Source organism: Sphaerisporangium melleum, assembly GCF_014646695.1.
Classification (GTDB): domain Bacteria; phylum Actinomycetota; class Actinomycetes; order Streptosporangiales; family Streptosporangiaceae; genus Sphaerisporangium; species Sphaerisporangium melleum.
Genome location: NZ_BMNT01000004.1, coordinates 1 through 19,291, shown reverse-complemented (window position 1 = coordinate 19,291; position 19,291 = coordinate 1). Strand labels below are relative to the sequence as shown.

Annotated in this window: 18 protein-coding genes and 1 pseudogene; 11 read left to right on the top strand and 8 right to left on the bottom strand. The window is 72.5% G+C overall.

The genetic code is table 11. The annotated features are described in order from the left end of the window. Window positions 1-5: 5 nt before the first annotated feature. From IEY93_RS04310 to IEY93_RS04295, 4 genes are all read right to left on the bottom strand, one after another. The gene (locus IEY93_RS04310) at window positions 6-2,528 is read right to left on the bottom strand and encodes a hypothetical protein (RefSeq protein ID WP_189161639.1); all 2,523 of its coding nucleotides are present in this window, start codon (window positions 2,526-2,528) and stop codon (window positions 6-8) included. A gap of 73 nt (window positions 2,529-2,601) precedes the next feature. Next, window positions 2,602-3,384 (bottom strand): class I SAM-dependent methyltransferase, encoded by a 783-nt coding sequence (locus IEY93_RS04305; protein ID WP_189161638.1) that lies wholly within the window; start codon window positions 3,382-3,384, stop codon window positions 2,602-2,604. 132 nt (window positions 3,385-3,516) lie between these two features. Further along, complete coding sequence (locus IEY93_RS04300) at window positions 3,517-4,617, bottom strand: ABC transporter substrate-binding protein (protein ID WP_229690847.1); 1,101 nt, start codon at window positions 4,615-4,617, stop codon at window positions 3,517-3,519. A 110-nt stretch (window positions 4,618-4,727) separates the two neighbouring features. Then, a complete protein-coding gene (locus IEY93_RS04295) occupies window positions 4,728-4,922 on the bottom strand; it encodes a putative acetyltransferase (protein ID WP_307837546.1) in 195 nt (64 codons plus the stop codon). A 132-nt stretch (window positions 4,923-5,054) separates the two neighbouring features. Here IEY93_RS04295 and fdxA point away from each other — a divergent pair, with 132 nt between their 5' ends. The 3 genes from fdxA to IEY93_RS04280 all read left to right on the top strand — a co-directional run bounded on the left by fdxA (window position 5,055) and on the right by IEY93_RS04280 (window position 7,234). After that, window positions 5,055-5,381: a ferredoxin gene (fdxA, locus tag IEY93_RS04290; protein ID WP_189161635.1), complete on the top strand. Its 327-nt coding sequence runs from the start codon at window positions 5,055-5,057 to the stop codon at window positions 5,379-5,381. Between the two features lie 66 nt (window positions 5,382-5,447). Then, window positions 5,448-6,563 carry a succinyldiaminopimelate transaminase gene (dapC, locus tag IEY93_RS04285; RefSeq protein WP_275411978.1) on the top strand — a complete coding sequence of 372 codons (1,116 nt, stop codon included), beginning with the start codon at window positions 5,448-5,450 and terminating at the stop codon, window positions 6,561-6,563. Between the two features lie 11 nt (window positions 6,564-6,574). Continuing rightward, the gene (locus IEY93_RS04280) at window positions 6,575-7,234 is read left to right on the top strand and encodes a DUF4178 domain-containing protein (protein WP_189161634.1); all 660 of its coding nucleotides are present in this window, start codon (window positions 6,575-6,577) and stop codon (window positions 7,232-7,234) included. A 36-nt stretch (window positions 7,235-7,270) separates the two neighbouring features. Here IEY93_RS04280 and IEY93_RS04275 read toward each other — a convergent pair whose 3' ends face one another. Continuing rightward, the gene (locus IEY93_RS04275; protein ID WP_189161633.1) at window positions 7,271-8,101 is read right to left on the bottom strand and encodes a hypothetical protein; all 831 of its coding nucleotides are present in this window, start codon (window positions 8,099-8,101) and stop codon (window positions 7,271-7,273) included. A 56-nt stretch (window positions 8,102-8,157) separates the two neighbouring features. Between IEY93_RS04275 and IEY93_RS04270 the strand changes: the two genes are divergently transcribed. From IEY93_RS04270 to IEY93_RS04245, 6 genes are all read left to right on the top strand, one after another. Then, the gene (locus tag IEY93_RS04270; protein WP_189161632.1) at window positions 8,158-8,994 is read left to right on the top strand and encodes a 2,3,4,5-tetrahydropyridine-2,6-dicarboxylate N-succinyltransferase; all 837 of its coding nucleotides are present in this window, start codon (window positions 8,158-8,160) and stop codon (window positions 8,992-8,994) included. Next, the gene (gene dapE, locus IEY93_RS04265; RefSeq protein ID WP_189161631.1) at window positions 8,987-10,066 is read left to right on the top strand and encodes a succinyl-diaminopimelate desuccinylase; all 1,080 of its coding nucleotides are present in this window, start codon (window positions 8,987-8,989) and stop codon (window positions 10,064-10,066) included. Before IEY93_RS04270 ends, dapE begins: the two co-directional genes overlap by 8 nt. A 234-nt stretch (window positions 10,067-10,300) precedes the next feature. Continuing rightward, on the top strand, window positions 10,301-11,062 hold the full coding sequence (locus IEY93_RS04260; RefSeq protein ID WP_189161630.1) for an LOG family protein: 762 nt from the start codon (window positions 10,301-10,303) through the stop codon (window positions 11,060-11,062). A 240-nt stretch (window positions 11,063-11,302) separates the two neighbouring features. Continuing rightward, complete coding sequence (locus tag IEY93_RS04255) at window positions 11,303-12,127, top strand: alpha/beta fold hydrolase (protein WP_189161629.1); 825 nt, start codon at window positions 11,303-11,305, stop codon at window positions 12,125-12,127. A 185-nt stretch (window positions 12,128-12,312) separates the two neighbouring features. Continuing rightward, a complete protein-coding gene (locus IEY93_RS04250; protein ID WP_189161628.1) occupies window positions 12,313-12,462 on the top strand; it encodes a hypothetical protein in 150 nt (49 codons plus the stop codon). 164 nt (window positions 12,463-12,626) lie between these two features. Next, the gene (locus IEY93_RS04245; RefSeq protein ID WP_189161627.1) at window positions 12,627-13,475 is read left to right on the top strand and encodes a GNAT family N-acetyltransferase; all 849 of its coding nucleotides are present in this window, start codon (window positions 12,627-12,629) and stop codon (window positions 13,473-13,475) included. 11 nt (window positions 13,476-13,486) lie between these two features. Here IEY93_RS04245 and IEY93_RS04240 read toward each other — a convergent pair whose 3' ends face one another. After that, window positions 13,487-14,140: a pyridoxamine 5'-phosphate oxidase family protein gene (locus IEY93_RS04240; RefSeq protein ID WP_189161626.1), complete on the bottom strand. Its 654-nt coding sequence runs from the start codon at window positions 14,138-14,140 to the stop codon at window positions 13,487-13,489. A gap of 422 nt (window positions 14,141-14,562) precedes the next feature. Between IEY93_RS04240 and IEY93_RS04235 the strand changes: the two genes are divergently transcribed. Next, a complete protein-coding gene (locus tag IEY93_RS04235; RefSeq protein ID WP_189161625.1) occupies window positions 14,563-15,276 on the top strand; it encodes an alpha/beta fold hydrolase in 714 nt (237 codons plus the stop codon). A gap of 52 nt (window positions 15,277-15,328) precedes the next feature. On the opposite strand, the gene IEY93_RS04230 is transcribed toward IEY93_RS04235, so the two are convergent. Next, window positions 15,329-15,787: an SRPBCC family protein gene (locus IEY93_RS04230; protein WP_189161624.1), complete on the bottom strand. Its 459-nt coding sequence runs from the start codon at window positions 15,785-15,787 to the stop codon at window positions 15,329-15,331. Window positions 15,788-15,846: 59 nt separating this feature from the next. Continuing rightward, window positions 15,847-18,588, bottom strand: a complete 2,742-nt coding sequence (locus IEY93_RS04225; RefSeq protein WP_189161623.1) for a helix-turn-helix transcriptional regulator — start codon at window positions 18,586-18,588, stop codon at window positions 15,847-15,849. Between the two features lie 491 nt (window positions 18,589-19,079). Here IEY93_RS04225 and IEY93_RS04220 point away from each other — a divergent pair. Next, window positions 19,080-19,291: pseudogene (locus IEY93_RS04220) on the top strand (endo-1,4-beta-xylanase); the annotation flags it as partial.

The window sequence follows — 19,291 nt, the reverse complement described above, 5'->3', positions numbered from 1 at the left end:
TCCCGTCAGACCAGCAGGGACAGCAGGTCGCGGTCCCCGCGTTCGCGCAGCCGGTTCAGCAGGTCGGGCATGCCCACCGGCCCGGTCATGCCGACCCGGGTGGCCAGCACCCGGATGGTCTCCTCCAGCGACTCCGATCTGTCCTTGCCGGTGTGCCCGGCCAGGCGCAGCGCCTTGCTGTTGTGGTCGAGGTCGGCGGCCGCCGCCGGCACCAGCCGGGCCCGCAGCACCTTGTCCTCCTCGGCCACCGTGAGGAACAGGTGGGCGCCGGGCTGGGCGCCCATCTCCTGCAGCAGCGGGCCGAGCGAGTCGATGGCCGGGCGGGCCTGCCAGGTCAGGTTGACGTCCCCGGCGGCGCCGTTCACCGTGCGGCCGTCGCCCGGGCTCATCCCGAGGTAGGCGGCGAACCCGCTGGGCAGCGGGCATTCGCCCCCGACGAGATGCTCGGAGGTGACGTCGATGCGCAGCCACCACAGGCCGTCGGGGTGCTTGAAGCACCTGCGGGTCATCGACACGTCCTTCAGCCCGGACGGCGCCGGGGTGGCCCCGTCCGGCTCCGCGGTCTCGCCGGTGTCGCTCTTCGCGGGCTTCTTGGAGCTCTGGATGCGCAGCTGGGGGACGTCCTCCAGCCACTCCTTGGCGACCTCGGGGTGGATGCCCAGGGTCGAGACCAGCTCCAGCGCGCGGGCCACCGTCGGCGGCCGGTCGGCGTTGAGGATCAGGGCGCAGGTCTGGTCGCGCAGCTCGGCGATGTCGCCCGCCACCAGCCAGTCGTCCTGGACGGTGTAGCCGGGCAGCGTGGCCAGGACGAACTGCCAGGCCGGGACGTCCAGGGAGCGCAGCTCTCTGCCGTGCCAGCCGGCCGCGCCCATCAGGCGCGACTTGGGCGCGGCGACGCCGAGCGTGCCGGGGAGCTTCTCCAGGTGCTGGGTGTACGGCGCGGCCTGCGGACTGTCCAGCCAGGCGGCCAGCCGGGCGCGCAGCTCCTCCTCCAGGGAGACGATCTCCTCGGGAGTGACGGCGAACAGCTTGGCGAGCTCCTCGGGCGCGGCCGGGGTGTCGGTGAACACGTGGTTCTGCGCCACCGCCCACGTCTTGTCGTCCAGGTCGGCGAAGGCGGCGTCGATGAGCGCCGCGATGTCGGACTCGCCGCCGTCGGCCGCGAACTCGTCGGTGCTCGGATTGGTCCCGCCGTCCGGGACGGCCCCCGCGCTCGCGGGCACGGGCTCGGCGTCCTTCGCGGGCTCGGCGCCGTCGGGCTCCTCGGGCCGGTCGCCGGCCTGGGCGGCGGGCTCGGCCGGCGCCGGAACGGCGGCGTCGGCGGCCGGGGAGGCGGCGGCCTGGGAGTGCGCGGCGGTCGTCGCCGGGCCGAGCGGGTCGGGGACCGGGCCGGGCGTGCCGGGGGGCGGCGGGAACGGCACGGGTGGCGGCGCGAGCGGGTCGGGAGCCGGGGCCAGCGGGTCGGGGAGCGCCGGGGGCGCCGGCGGCTCGCTCGCGGCCGGGCGGGCTCCCGTCCCGAACGGGCCGGGGCCGGTGTCGAAGGGACCGCGTCCGGCGTCGAACGGCCCGGGGCCGGTGGTGAACGGGCGCGGCGCCTCGAACGGCTCGGGTTCGGGCACGAACGGGCGTGGGCCGGGAGGCGGCCCGGAGTCGGGCAGGCCCAGCGGCCGGGCCTCCTTGCCGCGCTTGGGCAGTTCCGGCGGCACCAGGCCCTCGGGCGGGGCGAGTGAGGGCCGGTCGCCGCGCGGCGGCGGGGTGAACATCGACGGGCGCGGCCCGCTCGGGCCGCCGCCGGCCTGCTGCTGCAGGGCCGCCTCGGCCAGGCGTGCGGCCGCCAGGCCGAGCGGGTCGCCGGCGTCCACGCGGTTGGTGCGCCGCTTGGGCAGCGGCGGCGCGGGGGGACGGACGGGAAGCGGCTCGGCCTGCCTGGAGGCCGCGGAGCTCGCGGAGCTCGGGGTGTTCGCGGAACCAGCGGGGCTCGCGGGGCTCGCGGAGTCCGCGGCGGCGAGCGGCGGCGTGCCGGAGAGCCGCCCCGCCCCGTTGGCCGAACCGCCGGAGGCCGAGGCCGCGGAGGCGGCGGCCTGCTCGGCCGGGCCGCCGGGCTGGGCGGCGGACTGCTCACCGGCCGGGGCCAGGCGGGCGAACACCGCGGTGAACAGCGCGGTCAGCACCGGGCGCGCCCGGATGAACGGCTGGTCGGCCAGCTCGCGGCCGGTCAGCGCCAGCAGGCCCGTCCAGGAGCCGACGCGGTCGAGGGCGATCGAGACCTGCGGCTCGTCGGCCTCGTCGGGGTCCATGACGTGCAGCGCGGGCAGGATGTCGCCCACGGCCGCGGCCGGCCAGTGCTCGGTGGCCAGTTCGGTGATCAGCTCACCGAGCGCCTCGGGGCCGAGCACGGCGAACACCCGGCTCAGCGGCACGGAGCGCCACCAGGCGTCCGGCAGGCCGGGGGCGTCCCGTAGCTGCGCGAACCCCGTCGCGTCACTCCAGCGAAGCGGAGGCACGAGATCACTCAGGCAGAAGTTCATCCCGTTCCCTCTCCGGTGATTTGAATCGGTGACCAGACCATAGTCTGGCAAATCGCTCGATCGTAGACGGCCGTTAGGCCCGGACGGCCGCGAATCGCAGCCGGACGTAGTCGGCCATCCACCCCGACTCACGCCGCAGCGCGGGCGCGGCCAGCTCGTTGACCCTGCGCAGCAGCGGCTCCGCGGTCGCGGGCGGCACCATGTCGAGCAGGGAGCCCGCGAACATGCGCACCCAGTCGGCCGCGCCGCCGGGGCACTCGTCGAGCGGGGTGGGCCGGTCGAAGTACTCCAGCAGGCGGACCGTGAAGCCGCCCTTCTCCAGCCGGAGCGCGTACTCGGCGGGAGAGGGGAAGTACCACGGCAGCTCGGGCTCGGGCAGGCCGTACTCGCGCCAGGCGGTCAGCATCGCGGAGGTGAGCGCCGCGCAGTTGCCGGCCCCGCCCATCTCGGCGACGAAGCGCCCGCCGGGGACCAGGGCGTTGCGGACGCACTGGATCACCCCGTCCGGGTCGCGGCCCATCCAGTGCAGCGCCGCGTTGGAGAAGACCGCGTCGAAGGTCATCGGGACGGTGAAGGCGGCGCCGTCGCCGACCAGGAAGTCCAGCTCCGGATGGTGCGCCCGCGCAACTTCGATCATGGTGGCGGAGCCGTCGACGCCGAGCACGGTCGTGCCCCGGGCGGCGATCTCGGCGCTGAGCACTCCGGTGCCGCAGCCGAGGTCGAGGACGCGCTCGCCGGGCCGCGGGTCGAGCAACTCGATCAGCGGCGCGCCCTGCGGGGAGACGTAGCCGAAGGAGCTGTCATAGGCGCGAGCGTTCCACCGCATCAAGATCGGCGTTTCGTGTCGCAAGGCCATCAGCTCGCATTCTCGAACATCGCATCCCCGTGTCCGTAAGTACAGACACTTTAGAGCCTTGATGTCCTCGCGACACATCTGTCCGGAAGCTTGCCCACCGGGCTCCCGCATCGAACCCCTCCACCGGCGGGCTCATCCCATCGTGCGCGCCCAGTTGGCCTTCAGGTAGGTCTTGGCCTCGTCGGCCTGCGGGATGGTGAGCAGGACCGGGGTGCGCGGCACCGCCGGCAGCTTGGCCGCGGCCTGCCGGTCGAGCGTGCCGGACATCTCCATCGCCTCCATGCGGGCCGGCCGGGCGAATCCCTTCAGGAAGAGGTTCTGCACCTCGTCGCTGTACAGGAACTCCTCCCACAGGCGGGCCGCGGCCGGGTGCGGGGCCTTCTTGTTGATCGCCTGCACGTAGTACGAGGCGAGCGCGGCGTCGGGCGGCACCACGACCTTCCAGGCCGGCTTGTCGTCCCCGGCGGTCTGCGCGGCCTTGGCGGCGTTCACGTAGTCCCAGTCGACCAGGGCGTTGGCCTGGGAGGGCAGGCTGAGCCGGCCTTCCTTCTTGAGCCGGCCGAACAGGGCCAGCCCGCGCTCGGCCTGCGGCCGGCCGTCCTGCAGCGAGGCCGCCATGACCGCGTTGAACGCCGCGGCCGTCCGCAGCGGGTCGCCGGGCAGCGCCACGGCGTACCCGGGCTTCAGCAGGTCGGCGAACCTCGCCGGCGCGGCGACCTTGCGCGGGTCGTACCCGATGGACATGTAACCGCCGTAGCCCGCGTACCACAGGCCCTTGAGGTCCTTGACGGCGTCCGGGATGTCCTGCCAGGCGGTGACCTTGTACGGGGCGAAGCGCTGGGCGCTCGCCACCGCGACGTCGACGCCCACGTCGAACACGTCCGGCGTCCGGTCGGCGGTCTTGGCGGCCGCGGCGAGGTCGATCTCGCGCCGGCTGCTCGCGCCCGGCTCGATCACGTTCACCCGCAGGCCGTACTCGCCGGTGAAACGGTCGATGACGGCGCCGTAGTTGACCCAGTCGCGCGGCACGCCGACGAGGTTCAGCGCGCCTTCCTTGCGCGCGGCCTCGACCAGGCGGTCCATCGTGCCGAACCCCTGGGCCAGCCCGGCCGCCCTGGGGTCGACCGGAGCCTGCTCGGTCTTCTTCGGCGGCGTGGACGAGCACCCGGCCATGGCGGTGGCGAAGGCGGTGGCGGCGAGGAGCGCGGCCGCGGCGGTGGCACGTGATGTCACGAATCGAATACTCAGCGTCATATCCTCCGGCGTCGAGGAGGCACGCGGAGACGACGCCCGAGTTTGGCGCGGGGTTGGTGATCGGCGCCCCGAGTGGTGGAACGCCCGGATCAGCGTTCGGGGACGACCTTGGCGGCGACGACGGCCTCCTGCCGGATGTCCACCAGCGTGCCGTCGCGCTTGCGCACCCGGAGCAGGCCGTCCTGCCAGGACTCGAGCACGCCCACGGCGTCCCGGAAGCCGCCGGTGTCGGTGCGCCGCACCGAGACCCGCCGGCCCACGTCGGAGGGTGAGATGGCGATCACGAACCTTCCGCCAAAGTGCGCTGTCACGACGTTGCCCCCCCTCCCGTTTCAGACAGGCGGCCCGCACGGCAATACTAGGTCTAGCAACCCGCGGTCGAGTCGTGCGAAGGCGCGGAGAAGAAGGAGCCCGAGGTGACCTACGTCATCGCGCAGCCTTGCGTTGATGTGCTGGACAAGGCGTGCATCGAAGAATGCCCCGTCGATTGCATCTACGAGGGCGCGCGCATGCTCTACATCCACCCCGACGAGTGCGTGGACTGCGGCGCGTGCGAGCCCGTCTGCCCCGTCGAGGCGATCTTCTACGAGGACGACACGCCCGACCAGTGGAAAGACTTCTACAAGGTCAACGTCGAGTTCTTCGACGAGCTGGGCTCGCCCGGCGGGGCGTCCAAGGTCGGCAAGATCGAGCGCGATCACCCGATCGTGGCCGCGCTCCCGCCGCAGGCCGCGGAGCACTGACCTTCCGCACGTCGCCATGAGGCGCCCGGGCGCCGCGGCCGCACGGCCGCGGTGCCTGCCGCCGTCATGTCACCTATCGCGATCGACCTTGGGGGTAATACGGTGATCGGGCTGCCCGACTTCCCGTGGGACCGGCTGGCGCCGTACAAGGACCGGGCACTCGCCCACCCCGGGGGCATCGTGGACCTGTCGGTCGGCACGCCCGTCGACCCGGTGCCCGCCGTGGCCCGCGAGGCGCTGGCGGGCGCGGCCGACAGCCCCGGCTACCCCCTCACGCACGGCACCGAACGCCTGCGCCGTGCCGCGGCGGGCTGGCTGGCCCGCCGGCACGGGGTCACGGTGGACCCCGCCGACGTGCTGCCGACGATCGGCTCCAAGGAGCTCGTCGCCTGGCTGCCGACCCTGCTGGGAGTGGGGCAGGGCGACCGCGTGGTCATCCCGTCCCTGGCCTACCCGACCTACGACGTCGGCGCGCGGCTCGCGGGCGCGCAGCCGTACGCCACCGACGGCCTGCTGGGCCTCGGTCCCGAGCGGGCGCCGCTGGTCTGGGTGAACTCCCCGTCCAACCCGACCGGCCGGGTGCTGCCCGCCGAGCACCTGCGCAAGGTCGTGGCCTGGGCGCGCGAGCGTGGCGCGGTCGTCGCCTCCGACGAGTGCTACATCGAGCTGGGCTGGGAGGAAGAGCCCATCTCGATCTTGCACCCGGACGTCTGCGGCGGCTCGCACGAGGGCCTGCTGGCCGTGCACTCGCTGTCCAAGCGGTCCAACCTGGCCGGCTACCGGGCGGCGTTCGTCACCGGCGACCCGGCGCTGGTCAAGCGGCTGCTGGAGGTGCGCAAGCACGCCGGCATGATCATGCCGGCCCCGGTGCAGGCCGCCATGGCCGCCGTGCTGGACGACGACGCGCACGCCGCCGCGCAGCGCGAGCTGTACGCCGCGCGGCGCGCGCTCCTGCGGCCCGCGCTGGAGAAGGCCGGCTGGCGGGTGGACCACTCGGCGGCCGGGCTCTACCTGTGGGCGACGGACGACCGGAACTGCTGGGACCAGGTCGCCGCGCTCGCCGAGATCGGCATCCTGGTCGCGCCGGGCGACTTCTACGGACCGGCGGGAGCGTCGCACGTCCGCGTCGCGCTGACCGGGACGGATGAGCGGATCAATGCGGCGGTGCTCCGGCTCCAGTAGGATCCCGCGGCATGACCGTTGCGGTCGTGCTCGCAGTGAGCGCAGCCATCCTCGTCGTCGTGCTGGGCGCCTATCTCGGCACGCGACGGCCCAAGCCGCCGCCTCGGCCGCCTCGCCGCCCGCCTGAGCCGGAGCCGGAGCAGGCCGGGCCGCACCCGGCCCTGGGCCGCCCGGTCATGCTGAATTCCGAGTTCCTCGACCCCCGCACGATCAAGGTCGGCGACATCGTCGACCGCCAGGGCCTGCGTGCGCGCGTCCTCGGGGCTCTGCACCTGTCCTGGCAGGGCGAGCAGTGGACCGAATACCTGCTGGAGGAGGCCGTGGGCCACTACCAGTGGCTGTCGGTCGAGGAACGCCAGGGGCAGGGCCCGGACGACCCGCCGCACCTTGAGGTGTACCTGTGGACCCCGGTCCCGACCCAGGGCATGGTGCCGGCCAAGAGCATGCTGATCATGGACGGGGTGGAGTTCCACCCGATCGAGCGGGGCACCGTCACCTTCCGCTCCGAAGGCACCACTGGCTACCCCGAGCGGGGCCTGGGCGACTTCGCGGACTACCGCGCGACCGACGGGCGGCTGCTGAGCTTCGACCGCGTGCAGGGCCAGCCGTGGACCGCCGCCTACGCCCAGCCACTGGCCCCCGGCTCGATCAACGTGGAGCGCATGCTCTGACCCGGCCGGGCAAAGGCCGGGGAGCCCGCGCGGACGTCAGGCGATCTTGACGACCGTGGCGGTGGCGCCGGTGTCGGGCAGCCAGCCGTCCTGGCCGTCGGCCGACGACCAGGCGACCCCGGCGTAGCGCACCTTGCGCAGCCCGTACTTCTGCGCGTGCGCGACCGTCCAGCTGGCGATCAGCCAGCCGCGCCGCTGCGTGGCCGCGCTGATGCCGTCGCCCTGCGCGGGCCGCTGGCCGAGGGCGCGGGCGAGGTCTTTGCGGGCCTTGGCGGCCTGCACGGGCTGCGGCTTCTCCGGCGCGGGGTACCAGCAGTGGACGGCCTTCGGCGTGCGCCCGGTGAACGCATCGGCGAGGATCTTGGCGTCCTCCTCGTGCTGGGCGTACGCCGAGCCGTCGGCCGACCGCTGCACCGCCTGCGCCGCGTCGTGCAGCGGAAGCTTCTGGTAGCGCTTGACCTTCACCAGGGCCGAGAAGAACTTGCGGGTGGCGTACACCGGGTCCTGCAGCTGCTCGATGGTGCCCCAGCCCTGCGAGGGGCGCTGCTGGAACACCCCGACCGAGTCGCGGTCGCCGAACGGGAGGTTCAGCAGCTTGGACTCCTGGATCGCGGTGATGTAGGCGATCTCCAGGGCCCGCTCGGGCAGCCCGCGGTCGGCGGCGACCGCGGCGATGGTCGCGGCGACCTGCGCCTGCTCGATCTCCAGGTCGAGGGTGCCGCCCGGGGTCTTCACCTGGCAGTGCTCACCGAGCGCGAGGGGCTTGGCGCGGTTGAGCAGGTGGTAGACGCCGAAGAACAAGGCCACGCCGAGCACGAGCACGATGCCGATGATCGTGAGTACCGCCCGTGAGAATCGCCGTGCCACGGACAAGAACCTACCGGCCCCATCGCGGTGCCCGTACGCCACTAAGCTCCCCTTGCATGAGCCAGACCTTCGAAAGCCCGTTGCCGGCCACCTTGGACGAGTTGTGGGACCGCCGCACCGAGCTGTCGCCCGATGACGGCGAGGCGCGCGGCCTGATCGTCGGGGCCGTGGACATGCTCGACACCGGCAAGGCCCGCGTCGCGTTCGTCGACGACGCCACCGGCGAGGTGGTCGTGGACGAGCGCGCCAAGCGCGCCATCCTGCTCGGTTTCCGGGTGCTCGGCATGGTGCGCAGCCAGGTGGGCGACTTCCACCACCACGACCGCATCCCGCTGAAGACCTCCCTGGAGGGGGTGCGCGTGGTGCCCGGCGCCATCGCGAGATGGGGCTCCTACCTCGCTCCCGGCGTCGTGCTCATGCCCTCCTACACCAACATCGGCGCGTACGTGGACAGCGGCACCATGGTCGACACCTGGGCCACCGTCGGCTCGTGCGCCCAGATCGGCCGCAACGTCCACCTGTCGGGCGGCGTGGGCATCGGCGGGGTGCTGGAGCCCCCGAACGCCGTCCCGGTCGTCATCGAGGACGACGCGCTGATCGGCAGCCGCTCGATGATCGTCGAGGGGGCGCGGGTCGGCAAGGGCGCCGTCGTGGGCGCGGGCACCATCCTGTCGGCCTCCATGCCGGTCATCGACGTCGAGACCGGCGAGGAGATCTCCCGCGGGCGCATCCCCGACTGGTGCGTCGCGGTCGGCGGCACCCGCGCCAAGGAGTTCCCCGGCGGCACCTTCGGCCTGCCGTGCGTGCTGGTGCTCAAGCGGCTCCAGGAAGGGCAGCGCCACGACAAGGCCGAGCTGAACGACGTGCTGCGGCAGCACGGCGTCAATGCCTGACATCCCGCCGCTCGACCTGACCGGCGACGTGCGGGCGCTGACGGCGGCGCTCGTGGACGCCGAGTCGGTCAGCGGTGACGAGACCGCGCTCGCCGACGCCGTCGAGGCGGCGCTCAAGCCGCTTTCGCACCTGTCGGTCGTCCGCGAGGGCGACGCGGTGGTGGCCCGCACCGAGCTGGGACGCGCCGAGCGGGTGGTGATCGCCGGTCACATCGACACCGTGCCGCTGGCGGGCAACCTGCCATCCCGGGTGGAGGGCGACCTGCTGTACGGCTGCGGCACCTCCGACATGAAGAGCGGCGTCGCCGTGGCGCTGAAGCTCGCCGCCGGGGTGCCCGAGCCGTCCAGGGACGTCACGTACGTCTTCTACGACTGCGAGGAGGTCGAGGCCGAGCGCAACGGGCTCGGCCGGATCGCCCGCACTCGTCCCGACCTGATGGCCGGCGACTTCGCCGTGCTGATGGAGCCGACCGGCGGCGAGATCGAGGGCGGCTGCCAGGGCACCCTGCGCGCCGAGGTCGTCGTGCGCGGGCGCCGTTCGCACAGCGCCCGGTCCTGGCATGGGGTCAACGCCATCCACGGCGCCGAGCCCGTTCTCGCGCGCCTCGGCGCCTACCGGGCGCGCGAGCCGCTGGTGGACGGCCTGACGTACCACGAGGGGCTGAACGCGGTCGGGATCACCGGAGGCGTGGCCGGCAACGTCATCCCGGACGAGTGCGTGGTCACGGTGAACTACCGTTTCGCGCCCGACCGCTCGATGGAGCAGGCGCGCGACCACGTGCGCGAGGTGTTCGAGGGCTACGAGGTGCGCTTCACCGACGGCGCCCCCGGAGCCCGTCCGGGGCTGACCCACCCGGTGGCCGCCGCGTTCGTCCGCGCCATCGGCGGCACGCCGCGGGCCAAGCTCGGCTGGACCGACGTCTCGCGGTTCTCCGCGCTCGGCGTCCCCGCGGTCAACTACGGTCCTGGTGACCCGAACCTCGCCCACCAGCAGGGTGAGTACGTCTCGCTCTCGATGATCGCCGACTGCGAGCGGCGGATGACCGCCTGGCTCACCGCCTCGGCCGGCTGAGCCGCGCGCCCCGGCGCCGACCTGGCGGCACAAAAGAAAGTGGCTTTCCTCGCCGGCCATTTGGCGGGGAAAGCCACTTTCAGTCCCGAGCAGCACCCTCGGCTCTTAGACGCGGCCTCGCTCAGAATCGGTTCCGCCGCTCGTCGCAGATTTTTCAAGATTCTTTGCGGCGTTCACGGCACGTCCCGTTCCGGTATGGCTTGGGTGGTCCCCCGGGCGGTTAGCGTTCTCGGCATGAGCAAAGCATCGCGTGAGGAGCGCCGCCAGGGCCCATCTCTCGTCCGGGGCAAGTTCCTTCCCGACTCCACCTATGACGAGAGGCTGCTGGACCGGCGCGGTTCGACCGAGTGGCTGCACATGGACCCCTGGCGGGTGCTGCGCATCCAGGCGGAGTTCGTGGAGGGCTTCGGGCAGCTCGGCGAGCTGCCGCCCGCCGTCACCGTCTTCGGCTCCGCACGCACCCGTCCCGACGACCCCGACTACGCCGTCGGCGAGACCCTCGGCAAGGCGCTGGCGGAGGCGGGTTACGCCGTGATCACCGGTGGCGGGCCGGGGATCATGGAGGCCGCCAACAAGGGCGCACGCCAGGCCGGCGGCATTTCGGTGGGCCTCGGCATCGAGCTGCCGTTCGAGCAGAAGCTGAACGATTATGTCGACCTCGGCATCGAGTTCCGCTATTTCTTCGTGCGCAAGACGATGTTCGTCAAGTACGCCTCCGGGTTCGTGGCGCTGCCCGGCGGGTTCGGCACGCTGGACGAGCTGTTCGAGGCGCTCACGCTGGTGCAGACCCGCAAGGTCACCTCGTTCCCGGTGATCCTGCTCGGCAGCCACTTCTGGGGCGGGCTGCTCGACTGGATCCGCGACACCCTGCTGTCCACCGGCAAGATCTCCCCGCGTGACGTCGACCTGATGACGGTCACCGACGACGTGGACGAGGCCGTGCGCATCATCGCGGAGTCCGACCGCGAGCGCAACGGCGGCCGCCACCAGGTCTGACCCCGCCGCCGGCCCGTCATGGGGCCGCCACGGCGATTCGGCGTGCCTTCGGAGCGCCTCGCGCCCGCCCGCCGGTGGTCGTGCGACCGTGGCCGCACGCGCCGGCCGTCATCGTTCCCGTCATCTGACGGGCACTGACCGCGAGTCGCCCGCCGAAGATGGGAACTGTCCCGCGAAGAACCATCCGCGTCGCCGGTGTCCCACCACGGCGGCCCCGGCGCACCGAGAACGGAAAACGAGATGCCTTTCATCACCACCGACGACGGCACCGAGATCTACTACAAGGACTGGGGCTCGGGGCAGCCGATCGTGTTCAGCCACGGCTGGCCGCTGTCGGCCGATGACTGGGACACCCAGATGCTGTTCTTCCTGCAGCACGGCTACCGGGTCGTCGCGCACGACCGCCGCGGCCACGGCCGGTCGGCGCAGGTCGCCGACGGGCACGACCTGGACCACTACGCCGACGACCTGGCCGCGGTGACCGCCCACCTCGACCTGCGCGACGCCATCCACGTCGGCCACTCGACCGGCGGTGGTGAGGTGGTGCGCTACCTCGCCCGGCACGGTGAGGCGCGGGTGGCCAAGGCGGCGATCATCTCCGCGATCCCGCCGCTCATGGTGCGGACCGAGGCCAATCCCGGCGGGCTGCCCAAGAGCGTGTTCGACGACCTTCAGGCGCAGCTGGCCGCCAACCGCTCCGAGTTCTACCGGGCACTGCCGTCCGGCCCGTTCTACGGCTTCAACCGCCCCGGCGCCGAGCCGTCCGAGGCGATCATCCAGAACTGGTGGCGTCAGGGCATGATGGGCGGTGCGAAGGCGCACTACGACGGCATCGTGGCGTTCTCGCAGACCGACTTCACCGAGGACCTCAAGAAGATCACCGTGCCGGTGCTCGTCATGCACGGCGACGACGACCAGATCGTGCCCTACGAGGACTCGGCGCCGCTGTCGGCGCGACTGCTCCGGAACGGCACGCTGAAGACGTACGCGGGCTTCCCGCACGGCATGCCGACCACGCAGGCCGACACGGTCAACGCCGACCTGCTGGCCTTCTTCCGATCCTGACACCCTGAACGAGCGCGCCTGCGGCGACCCGATGCTCGGCTGAGGGCCACCGTGAACGCCTCGACCGATCGGGACCGGCCGCCGCCCGGCGGCCGGCCCCGGGGGGCTTCCCGCGGACGCCGACCACGACCGGCCAGGTCTGTCGCCGGACGGATCCGATCTGGGTCAAGAGTGCCGTGCCGCCGATGAAATCCGCTTCGATCGCGGCCGAACGCGTCGTAAGCGCGCGCGAGACGGTCCTGGCCGGCCTCACCGACGGTCAGATCAAGCAGATGCGGGCCATCGCCGAGGTGATGATCGCGGATCTGGACCGCTGGCAGGACCGGAACCGCTGACGCCTCCGAGCTCCACCGTTCACACCGGCCGGCGGTGGGCGCCGTACCACCGGATCGCGGGGCTCCGATACGGTCGGTGCCTGAATTGCGGCATCTTGTCCTATTTGTCGAGTGCGCTCGGCGGGCCGACGAGATGGATCACGAAGAACATGAAATGAGGCGTTGTGGGTTTCGACATCTCCCCGGACGTTGCCGAACGATCCGAATCCGAGACGCTTTTCGACTGGGAGGACGGTCTCCCCGCCGACCTGCGGGAGCGGTACGGCTTCGCCGCGCTTCGCCTGGGCGGCGGAGTCGCCCTGTCGGTCCGGGACGACTCGACGCTCTTCTGGAACAAGGCACTCGGCTTCGGCTTCGAGGAACCCGTCACCGCGGAGCTGATCGGCCGGATCGACGACTTCTACCGGCTGAACGGGACACCGCAGGCGACCATCCAGCTCGCGCCCGCCGTGATCCCCGCGGATTGGGACGAGATCCGCGCGAAGACGAACCTGTCCGCCGGGTCCACCTGGGTGAAGCTCGCGTGCGACACCGAGGTCGCGCTCTCCCGGACCGCCCGGGGGCTGGACGAGGGACTGCGCGTCGAACCGGTGGAGCCCGCTCAGGCGGCGGAGTGGTCGGCCACCTTGAATCGGGTGTTCGGGATGGACAACGAGATCGCGCGGTCGATGGCCGCCGCGTCCGTCGGACGGCCGGGCTGGCACCCCTACGCGGTGTGGGCGGGTGACCGGATCGTCGCGACGGCGACCCTGTACGTCCGGGGGGACACCGCCCAGTTCTTCGCCGGCGCGACCGTGCCGGAGGTACGCGGGCGCGGGGCGCAGAGCGCCCTCATCGCGGCCAGGGTCCGAGCCGCCCAGGCGGCGGGCTGTCGCCGGCTCGTGGCCGAGACCGGCGCCGAGGGCCCTGGTGAGCACAACCCCTCGCTGCACAATCTGCGGCGGGCCGGCTTCGAGGTCCTGTACGAGCGCACCAATTGGACCTGGCGCCCCGACCGGCCTGCCCAGGGGTGAGGGCGTCCGTCCTACCGGACTTCGGGGCCCGGCTCCGCGGCGGCCCGCAGCCGGTGGTTCTCGCTGCGCAGGCGCGACAGCTCCGCCCGCAGTTCGTCCAGCGCCGGCGCCAGCTCGGCCTGCGTCCAGCGTGGGGTGATGTGCTGCGGGCAGTTCCAGTCGTAGCCGTGCACCCGTACGGTGATGACCCGCTCGACGCGCGCCCGGTAGCCCGGCAGGCCGACCTTCTCGAGGAGGGGAGTGGCCTCCTCGGAACGAGCGTCGATCGTGCGCGCCTCCCCGAGGATCTTCAGGCGCAGTTGGCGGGCGTAGTCCATCAGGAACAGCGACACCTTCTCCGACGCCTTGAGGTTGCCCACCGACACGTACTGCCGGTTGCCGCGGAAGTCCGCCCAGCCGAGAAGGCTCGCGCCGTCCTCGGTGCCGAGAACCTTCAGAAATCCCGGCGGACCCCCGCGGAACTGGACGTACGGCCACCCGCTCTCGCCCACGGTGCCGAGGTAGAAGCCGTCACGTTCGCCGATGTAGGCGATCTCCTGCTCACCCAGCACGCCGTCGGTGTGCAGGCCTTCCAGCATCCGCCGCATGCTCGGGTAGCTGCCGTACTCCTTCTGCGCGGCCTCGACCGAGGGGGTGGTGAGCGCCTCCAGGTAACGGTGCGGCATGGCGCTCAGCCCCGCTTCACGAGTCGCGGCGAGCACGCGGCGAGCGCGCCGATGAGGACGGTGACGGCGAGGACGCCGGGCGGGGTGAGCGTGACGGTCATGGCTTCCTTCATTCGGACGATACGAACGGAAAGACCACTCTCGACGGTATGCCCTGTGGTCCGCGCCTGTCAGATGACGGTCATCCCGCCCTTCGCCGCAAGCCCGTGACCGGGGGCGAACACCACGCGGGGAACGGCCGGGCCGGCGTCCGCGGCCGGCCTCCATGCGGTCCGGCCGGTTCCGTACCGGTCCCGTGGCATGACGGTCGGCACCCGCCGTCGAGCACAGTCGTCGTGCCAGTCATCTGACGGACTCTGGCCGGTGCCGTCCCGCCGAACATGGTGAGTGTCACGACGAACCGATCCCGCACGGAGGAAACCATGTCCGAGAACACCAAGCCCACCGTTGTCCTGGTTCACGGCGCGTTCGCCGAGTCGGGCGGCTGGGGGCCGGTCGCCGGGCGTCTGCGGAGTGAAGGACACCGGGTGATCGCCGCGCCGAACCCGCTGCGCTCGGTCGCCTATGACGCCGCGCAGGTGCGTGCCCTGCTCGACTCGATCGACGGGCCGGTCGTGCTGGTCGGCCACTCGTACGGCGGCATGGTGATCAGCAAGGCCGCCGCCGGCGCCGGCAACGTCAGGTCGCTGGTCTACGTGGCCGGGTTCGCCCCCGAGTCCGGTGACAGCGCGGCGACGCTGTCGGGCAAGTACCCCGGCAGCACGCTCGCCGAGACGCTGCGTGCCGTCGGGCTGCCGGACGGCAATCAGGACATGTACGTCGCGCAGGAGCTCTACCACCGGCAGTTCGTGGCGGATGTGCCCGAGGAGACCGCCCTGACGATGGCGGCCACTCAGCGGCCGATCACCCTGGCCGCGCTGCAGGAGCCCGCCGAGGGGGCGCAGGCGTGGCAGACCACCCCGAGCTTCTTCGTGTTCGGTGAGGCCGACAAGAACATCCCGGCCGCCGTGCAGCACTTCATGGCCGAGCGGGCCGGGGCCAAGGAGATCATCGCCATCGACGGCGCCTCACACGCGGTGTTCGCCTCCCACCCGGACGAGATCGCCGAGGTCGTCCTGCGCGCGGCCGCTGCCTGATCGGCCTTTCTCCGGCACCGCCTGCGGGGGCGGCGGTGCCGGGGCCGCCGGGTCAGCGGCCGTCATCGGGCAGTGCGTACACCCAGTCGCGGGTCAGTTCGAGCCGCTCGGCGGCCCGCAGGAACGCGGACGGCCCACGGGAGGCCTCCTGGAAGACCACCAGCGTGCCGCCGTCGGGCTCCTCCAGCAGCAGCCAGTTCTGGTAGAAGCTCACCCGGTCGCCGATCGCCGCCCAGCCGAAGCGGTTCGGCCGGTCGAGCTCACCGACGATGCCGTCGAGGAGGTGCCGCCTCGTGACGACCACGAAGCCGCTGCCGGTGGCGAGCTCGCCGGACACCTCCGTGCGCTCGACGGCGCGCTGCCATCTCGGCCACGCCTCGACCGCGACGAGACGGGCGAACACCGCGCCGGCCGCCGCCGTCATCCTGCGCTCATGGGAGACGAAGCCGTCGCCACGATCCGGTCCCCAGCCGGGCGGCCAGTGGACCTCGGGAAACGGTTCTGCGCTCATGCCGCCAAGACTGGCCTTCGCCGACCGGTTCAGCACCAGTCACATGACTGTCGTGCCGGTCACCCCTGCTGGTCGTACGCGGTGAGCGCGTCCCGCAGAGCGGCCCGTGACGTGATCCCCAGCTTGGGAAAGATCTTGTAGAGGTGGTCGCCGACCGTGCGGTGCGAGATGAACAGCTTCTGCCCGATCTGCTTGTTGGTCAGCCCGGCGCCGGCCAGGTCGGCGATCTCGCGCTCCTGCGGGGTCAGCGTCACCGCGACGTCCGTCGTCGACCGCCGGGTCATCCCGGTCGCCCGCAGCTCGCCGGCGGCACGCTCCTGCCAGGGCACCGCTCCCAGGCCGGTCAGCACATCGTGCGCGATCGTGAGGTGCTCGCGCGCCGCCCCGGTGTCGCGCAGGCGGCGCAGCCGTTCGCCGTACGCGAGCCGCACCCTGGCCAGCTCGAACGGCCACAGCTCCGCGTCCGGGGTGGCGAGGGCCGCCTCGAACCGGTCACGGGCGCACTCGTCGTCGGCGGTGAGCGCGGCCGCCGCGGCGGTCAGCAGGCGCAGGCGCGGCGACAGCTCGTCCAGGCGCGCCTCGCGCATCGCGGCCGCGTGGGCCACCGCCTCGCTCCGCCGCCCGGTGTGCAGCGCGGCCTCGACCAGGTCCAGCCCGGCCCACATCGCGGTCGGCCGGTACGGTGCGAGCCGTCCGGCCGGGCTGATCCGGGTCGCGGTCCGGTACGCGCCCTCGTGGTCGCCGGCCGCGAGCTCGCCGAGCGCCCGCGCCTGCAGGCCGAAGAACGTGACGCCGGTGGCCTGGTGCGCGACCGCCCATCGGAGCAGGTCGTCGGTCAGCCGGCGGGCCGCCTCCACCTCGCCGCGCCCGGCCGCGACCAGCGCGTGCACCCAGTCGAAATACCAGCGGAAGAACGTGAAGCCGTGCTCGGCGCTGACCGCGATGCCCTCGTCGGACAGCTCCTGCGCCTCGGGCCAGCGGCCGGACAGGAACGCGTCGATGGCCAGGTGGATCAGCGCGCCGAGATGACGACGGGCGGGGCCCCTGCCCTCCCGGCTCAGCTGTGCGAGATGCCGTTCTGGACCGCGCAGCCGGGAAAGGCGGTCGGCGAACAGGGCGGCCGTGCCGATCCGGACGAGCCGGGTGGGGTCCTCGCCGGTGCCGACGGAGTCGATCAGCGTGTCGAGCGTGGCGACGTCCTCGGGGGTGGCACGGACCGGGTCGGGGAACACGCTCGCGTAGACGCGCAGCAGCGGCGGAGGCTCGGGGACGAGGCGGTCGACCAGCGCGCGGGCGCTCCGTCCGGCCTCCTCGGTGCCCACCCACCAGCTGATCAGCTGCACCGAGTACATCGCCTCGACCAGCACCGGGTTCTGCGCGTCGTACCCGTGGTCCCCGGCCTCGATCGCGGCGGCCAGCAGGCGGTAGGCCGTGGTCACGTCGCCGTCCGAGTTGATCAGCAGGTGCGCGGCGGCGGCCGCGGCGTGCAGCGAGTGGGTGTCCAGCGATCCGCTGCGCCGGGCGTCGCCCAGCAGCCGGGTGGCGGTGGCCATCTCGCCGCCGGCCTCGGCGCCGACGTACGCCGCCTCGGCGAGCCGGCGGCTGCGGTCGGCCGGGGCGGGGCTCAGCTCGGCGGCACGGGTCAGCGCGGCCACCGCCGCGATCGCGTCGCCCTGCCGGAGCAGGGCCTGCGCGGTGGCCTCCAACCGGCCGGCGATCGCCTCGTCCGGGCCGACCACGGACTCGGCGAGGTGGCGTACCCGCCGCTCCGGGGCGTCGACGACCTCGGCCAGCGCGCCGTGCGCCCAGCGCCGGTCCCGCTCCGAGCACGCCTGGACCACCGCGGCGCGGATCAGCGGATGCCGGAAGCTCAGCCGGTTCGCGGTCACCTGCACGAGCCGGTCGTCCTCGGCCGGCCTCAGATCGTCGAGGTCGCAGGTGTCGCCGCCGGCCTCTCGCAGCCGGGTGACCTCGGTGGTGCCGCCGAGAACGCCGAGCAGCATCATCAGCCGGCAGCGCTCGGGCAGGCCGCCCACCCGGGACGCGAACATGGCCTGCAGCCGATCGGGCAGGGGCAGGACCGTGGGGAGCGCGGTGAAGTCCGTACGCTGGTCGCCGTCCAGTGCGGACGGGAGTTCCAGCAGCGCCAGCGGGTTGCCGCGGGCCTCGCTGAGCAGCCGCCGGCGCACGGCCGGCGCCAGTGTGGGGAAACGGCGATCGACCAGGGTCCGCGCGGCGTCGGCGGCCAGGGGTGGCAGGGTCATCTCGCTCAGCCCGCCGCCGGAGAAGAAGCCGCGCTCGGCGGTACGGCAGGCGCCCAGGAAGGCGATCGGGCTGCCGACCAGGCGGCGGGCGACGAAGCCGAGCACTTCTGCACTGGCCCGGTCCACCCAGTGCAGGTCGTCGATGATGATCAGGAGCGGCGTCTCGGCCGCGACCGACCGCAGCCACAGCACGGCCGCGTTCGACACCACGAGCCGGTCGGGAAGCGAGCCGAGCTCGTAGCCGAGCGCGACGCGCAACGCGCCGCGGTGTGCGTCGGTGAGGGGGGCCATGTCGTCGCCGAGCGGGAACAGCAACTGGTTGAGGACGGAGTAGTTGACCTCGGCCTCGAACTGCACGCCGGCGGCCCGCAGGACACGGGTGCCGCGGCCGGTCTCCACGGCCGCGAACGCGTCGAGCACCGCGGTCTTGCCGACGCCGGCCTCGCCCACCAGCAGCAGCGCGCCACCGCGGACACCCGCGGTCTCGAAGAAAGCACGGATCGAAGCGACGTCGTCATCGCGGCCGATCAGTTCCACCGCCTGGTCCTCCTGAGGCGCGACGGTCGCGGCAGAGCCATCCGCTGGGTGAGCGGACCGTACGGATGAGTTGCGAGTTCAACTGGTCTGAAACGTACTACACGCTGCGCCCGGTGTGGCGCCCTCTGTTCTGTTTGCGCACTCGGCGCAGCTCTCCGTGGCACCCGGCCGGGGCGGACGTCAGTTGAAAGTTACATGGAATGTTCCCCGATGCAGAGCGTGGTCTCGCAAGTTTCATAGCACTTATCCGCAGGTAGCGAGCATTCACTGATCGGGGCGCCTCGATGAGGGTCCGAAAGTTTCAGAGTGGCCTTGACGCCTTTCGGAGAGGTTTCCACACTGAGTCCCCAGACGGTCCCCACCGGCCCTTGCGGTGCGCGGCGGGAGCCGTCGTCCGCGACGCCCTGGCGGCGTGCGTCCCGCTGGTCAGGCGGACGCGCGCCGACGCCATGGGTGTCCGCGCTTCCTTGACCCGTTATGGAGGCTCAGGTATGGGCACGAACCCCTCTGGAACCCGGCGCCCCTCTAGGGGGCTGCGCAGGGCCGTGGTCGCCGGCGCGCTCGGCGTACTCGGCACGATCACGGCGCTGACGGTGCCGCTTCCCTCCAACGCCGCGGAGAGCACGCTGGGCGCGGCGGCCGCGCAGAGCGGCCGGTACTTCGGCACCGCGATCCCGGCCGGCAAGCTGGGTGACTCGCAGTT

What these genes read in the sequence shown, in the direction of transcription:
- dapC (WP_275411978.1), top strand. Translation starts at nt 5,448, where the DNA reads ATGTCACCTATCGCGATCGACCTTGGGGGTAATACGGTGATCGGGCTG.
- dapE (WP_189161631.1), top strand. Translation starts at nt 8,987, where the DNA reads ATGCCTGACATCCCGCCGCTCGACCTGACCGGCGACGTGCGGGCGCTG.
- IEY93_RS04280 (WP_189161634.1), top strand. Translation starts at nt 6,575, where the DNA reads ATGACCGTTGCGGTCGTGCTCGCAGTGAGCGCAGCCATCCTCGTCGTC.
- IEY93_RS04305 (WP_189161638.1), bottom strand. Translation starts at nt 3,384, where the DNA reads ATGGCCTTGCGACACGAAACGCCGATCTTGATGCGGTGGAACGCTCGC.
- IEY93_RS04270 (WP_189161632.1), top strand. Translation starts at nt 8,158, where the DNA reads ATGAGCCAGACCTTCGAAAGCCCGTTGCCGGCCACCTTGGACGAGTTG.
- IEY93_RS04255 (WP_189161629.1), top strand. Translation starts at nt 11,303, where the DNA reads ATGCCTTTCATCACCACCGACGACGGCACCGAGATCTACTACAAGGAC.
- IEY93_RS04250 (WP_189161628.1), top strand. Translation starts at nt 12,313, where the DNA reads ATGAAATCCGCTTCGATCGCGGCCGAACGCGTCGTAAGCGCGCGCGAG.
- IEY93_RS04260 (WP_189161630.1), top strand. Translation starts at nt 10,301, where the DNA reads ATGAGCAAAGCATCGCGTGAGGAGCGCCGCCAGGGCCCATCTCTCGTC.
- IEY93_RS04230 (WP_189161624.1), bottom strand. Translation starts at nt 15,787, where the DNA reads ATGAGCGCAGAACCGTTTCCCGAGGTCCACTGGCCGCCCGGCTGGGGA.
- IEY93_RS04240 (WP_189161626.1), bottom strand. Translation starts at nt 14,140, where the DNA reads ATGCCGCACCGTTACCTGGAGGCGCTCACCACCCCCTCGGTCGAGGCC.
- IEY93_RS04235 (WP_189161625.1), top strand. Translation starts at nt 14,563, where the DNA reads ATGTCCGAGAACACCAAGCCCACCGTTGTCCTGGTTCACGGCGCGTTC.
- IEY93_RS04310 (WP_189161639.1), bottom strand. Translation starts at nt 2,528, where the DNA reads ATGAACTTCTGCCTGAGTGATCTCGTGCCTCCGCTTCGCTGGAGTGAC.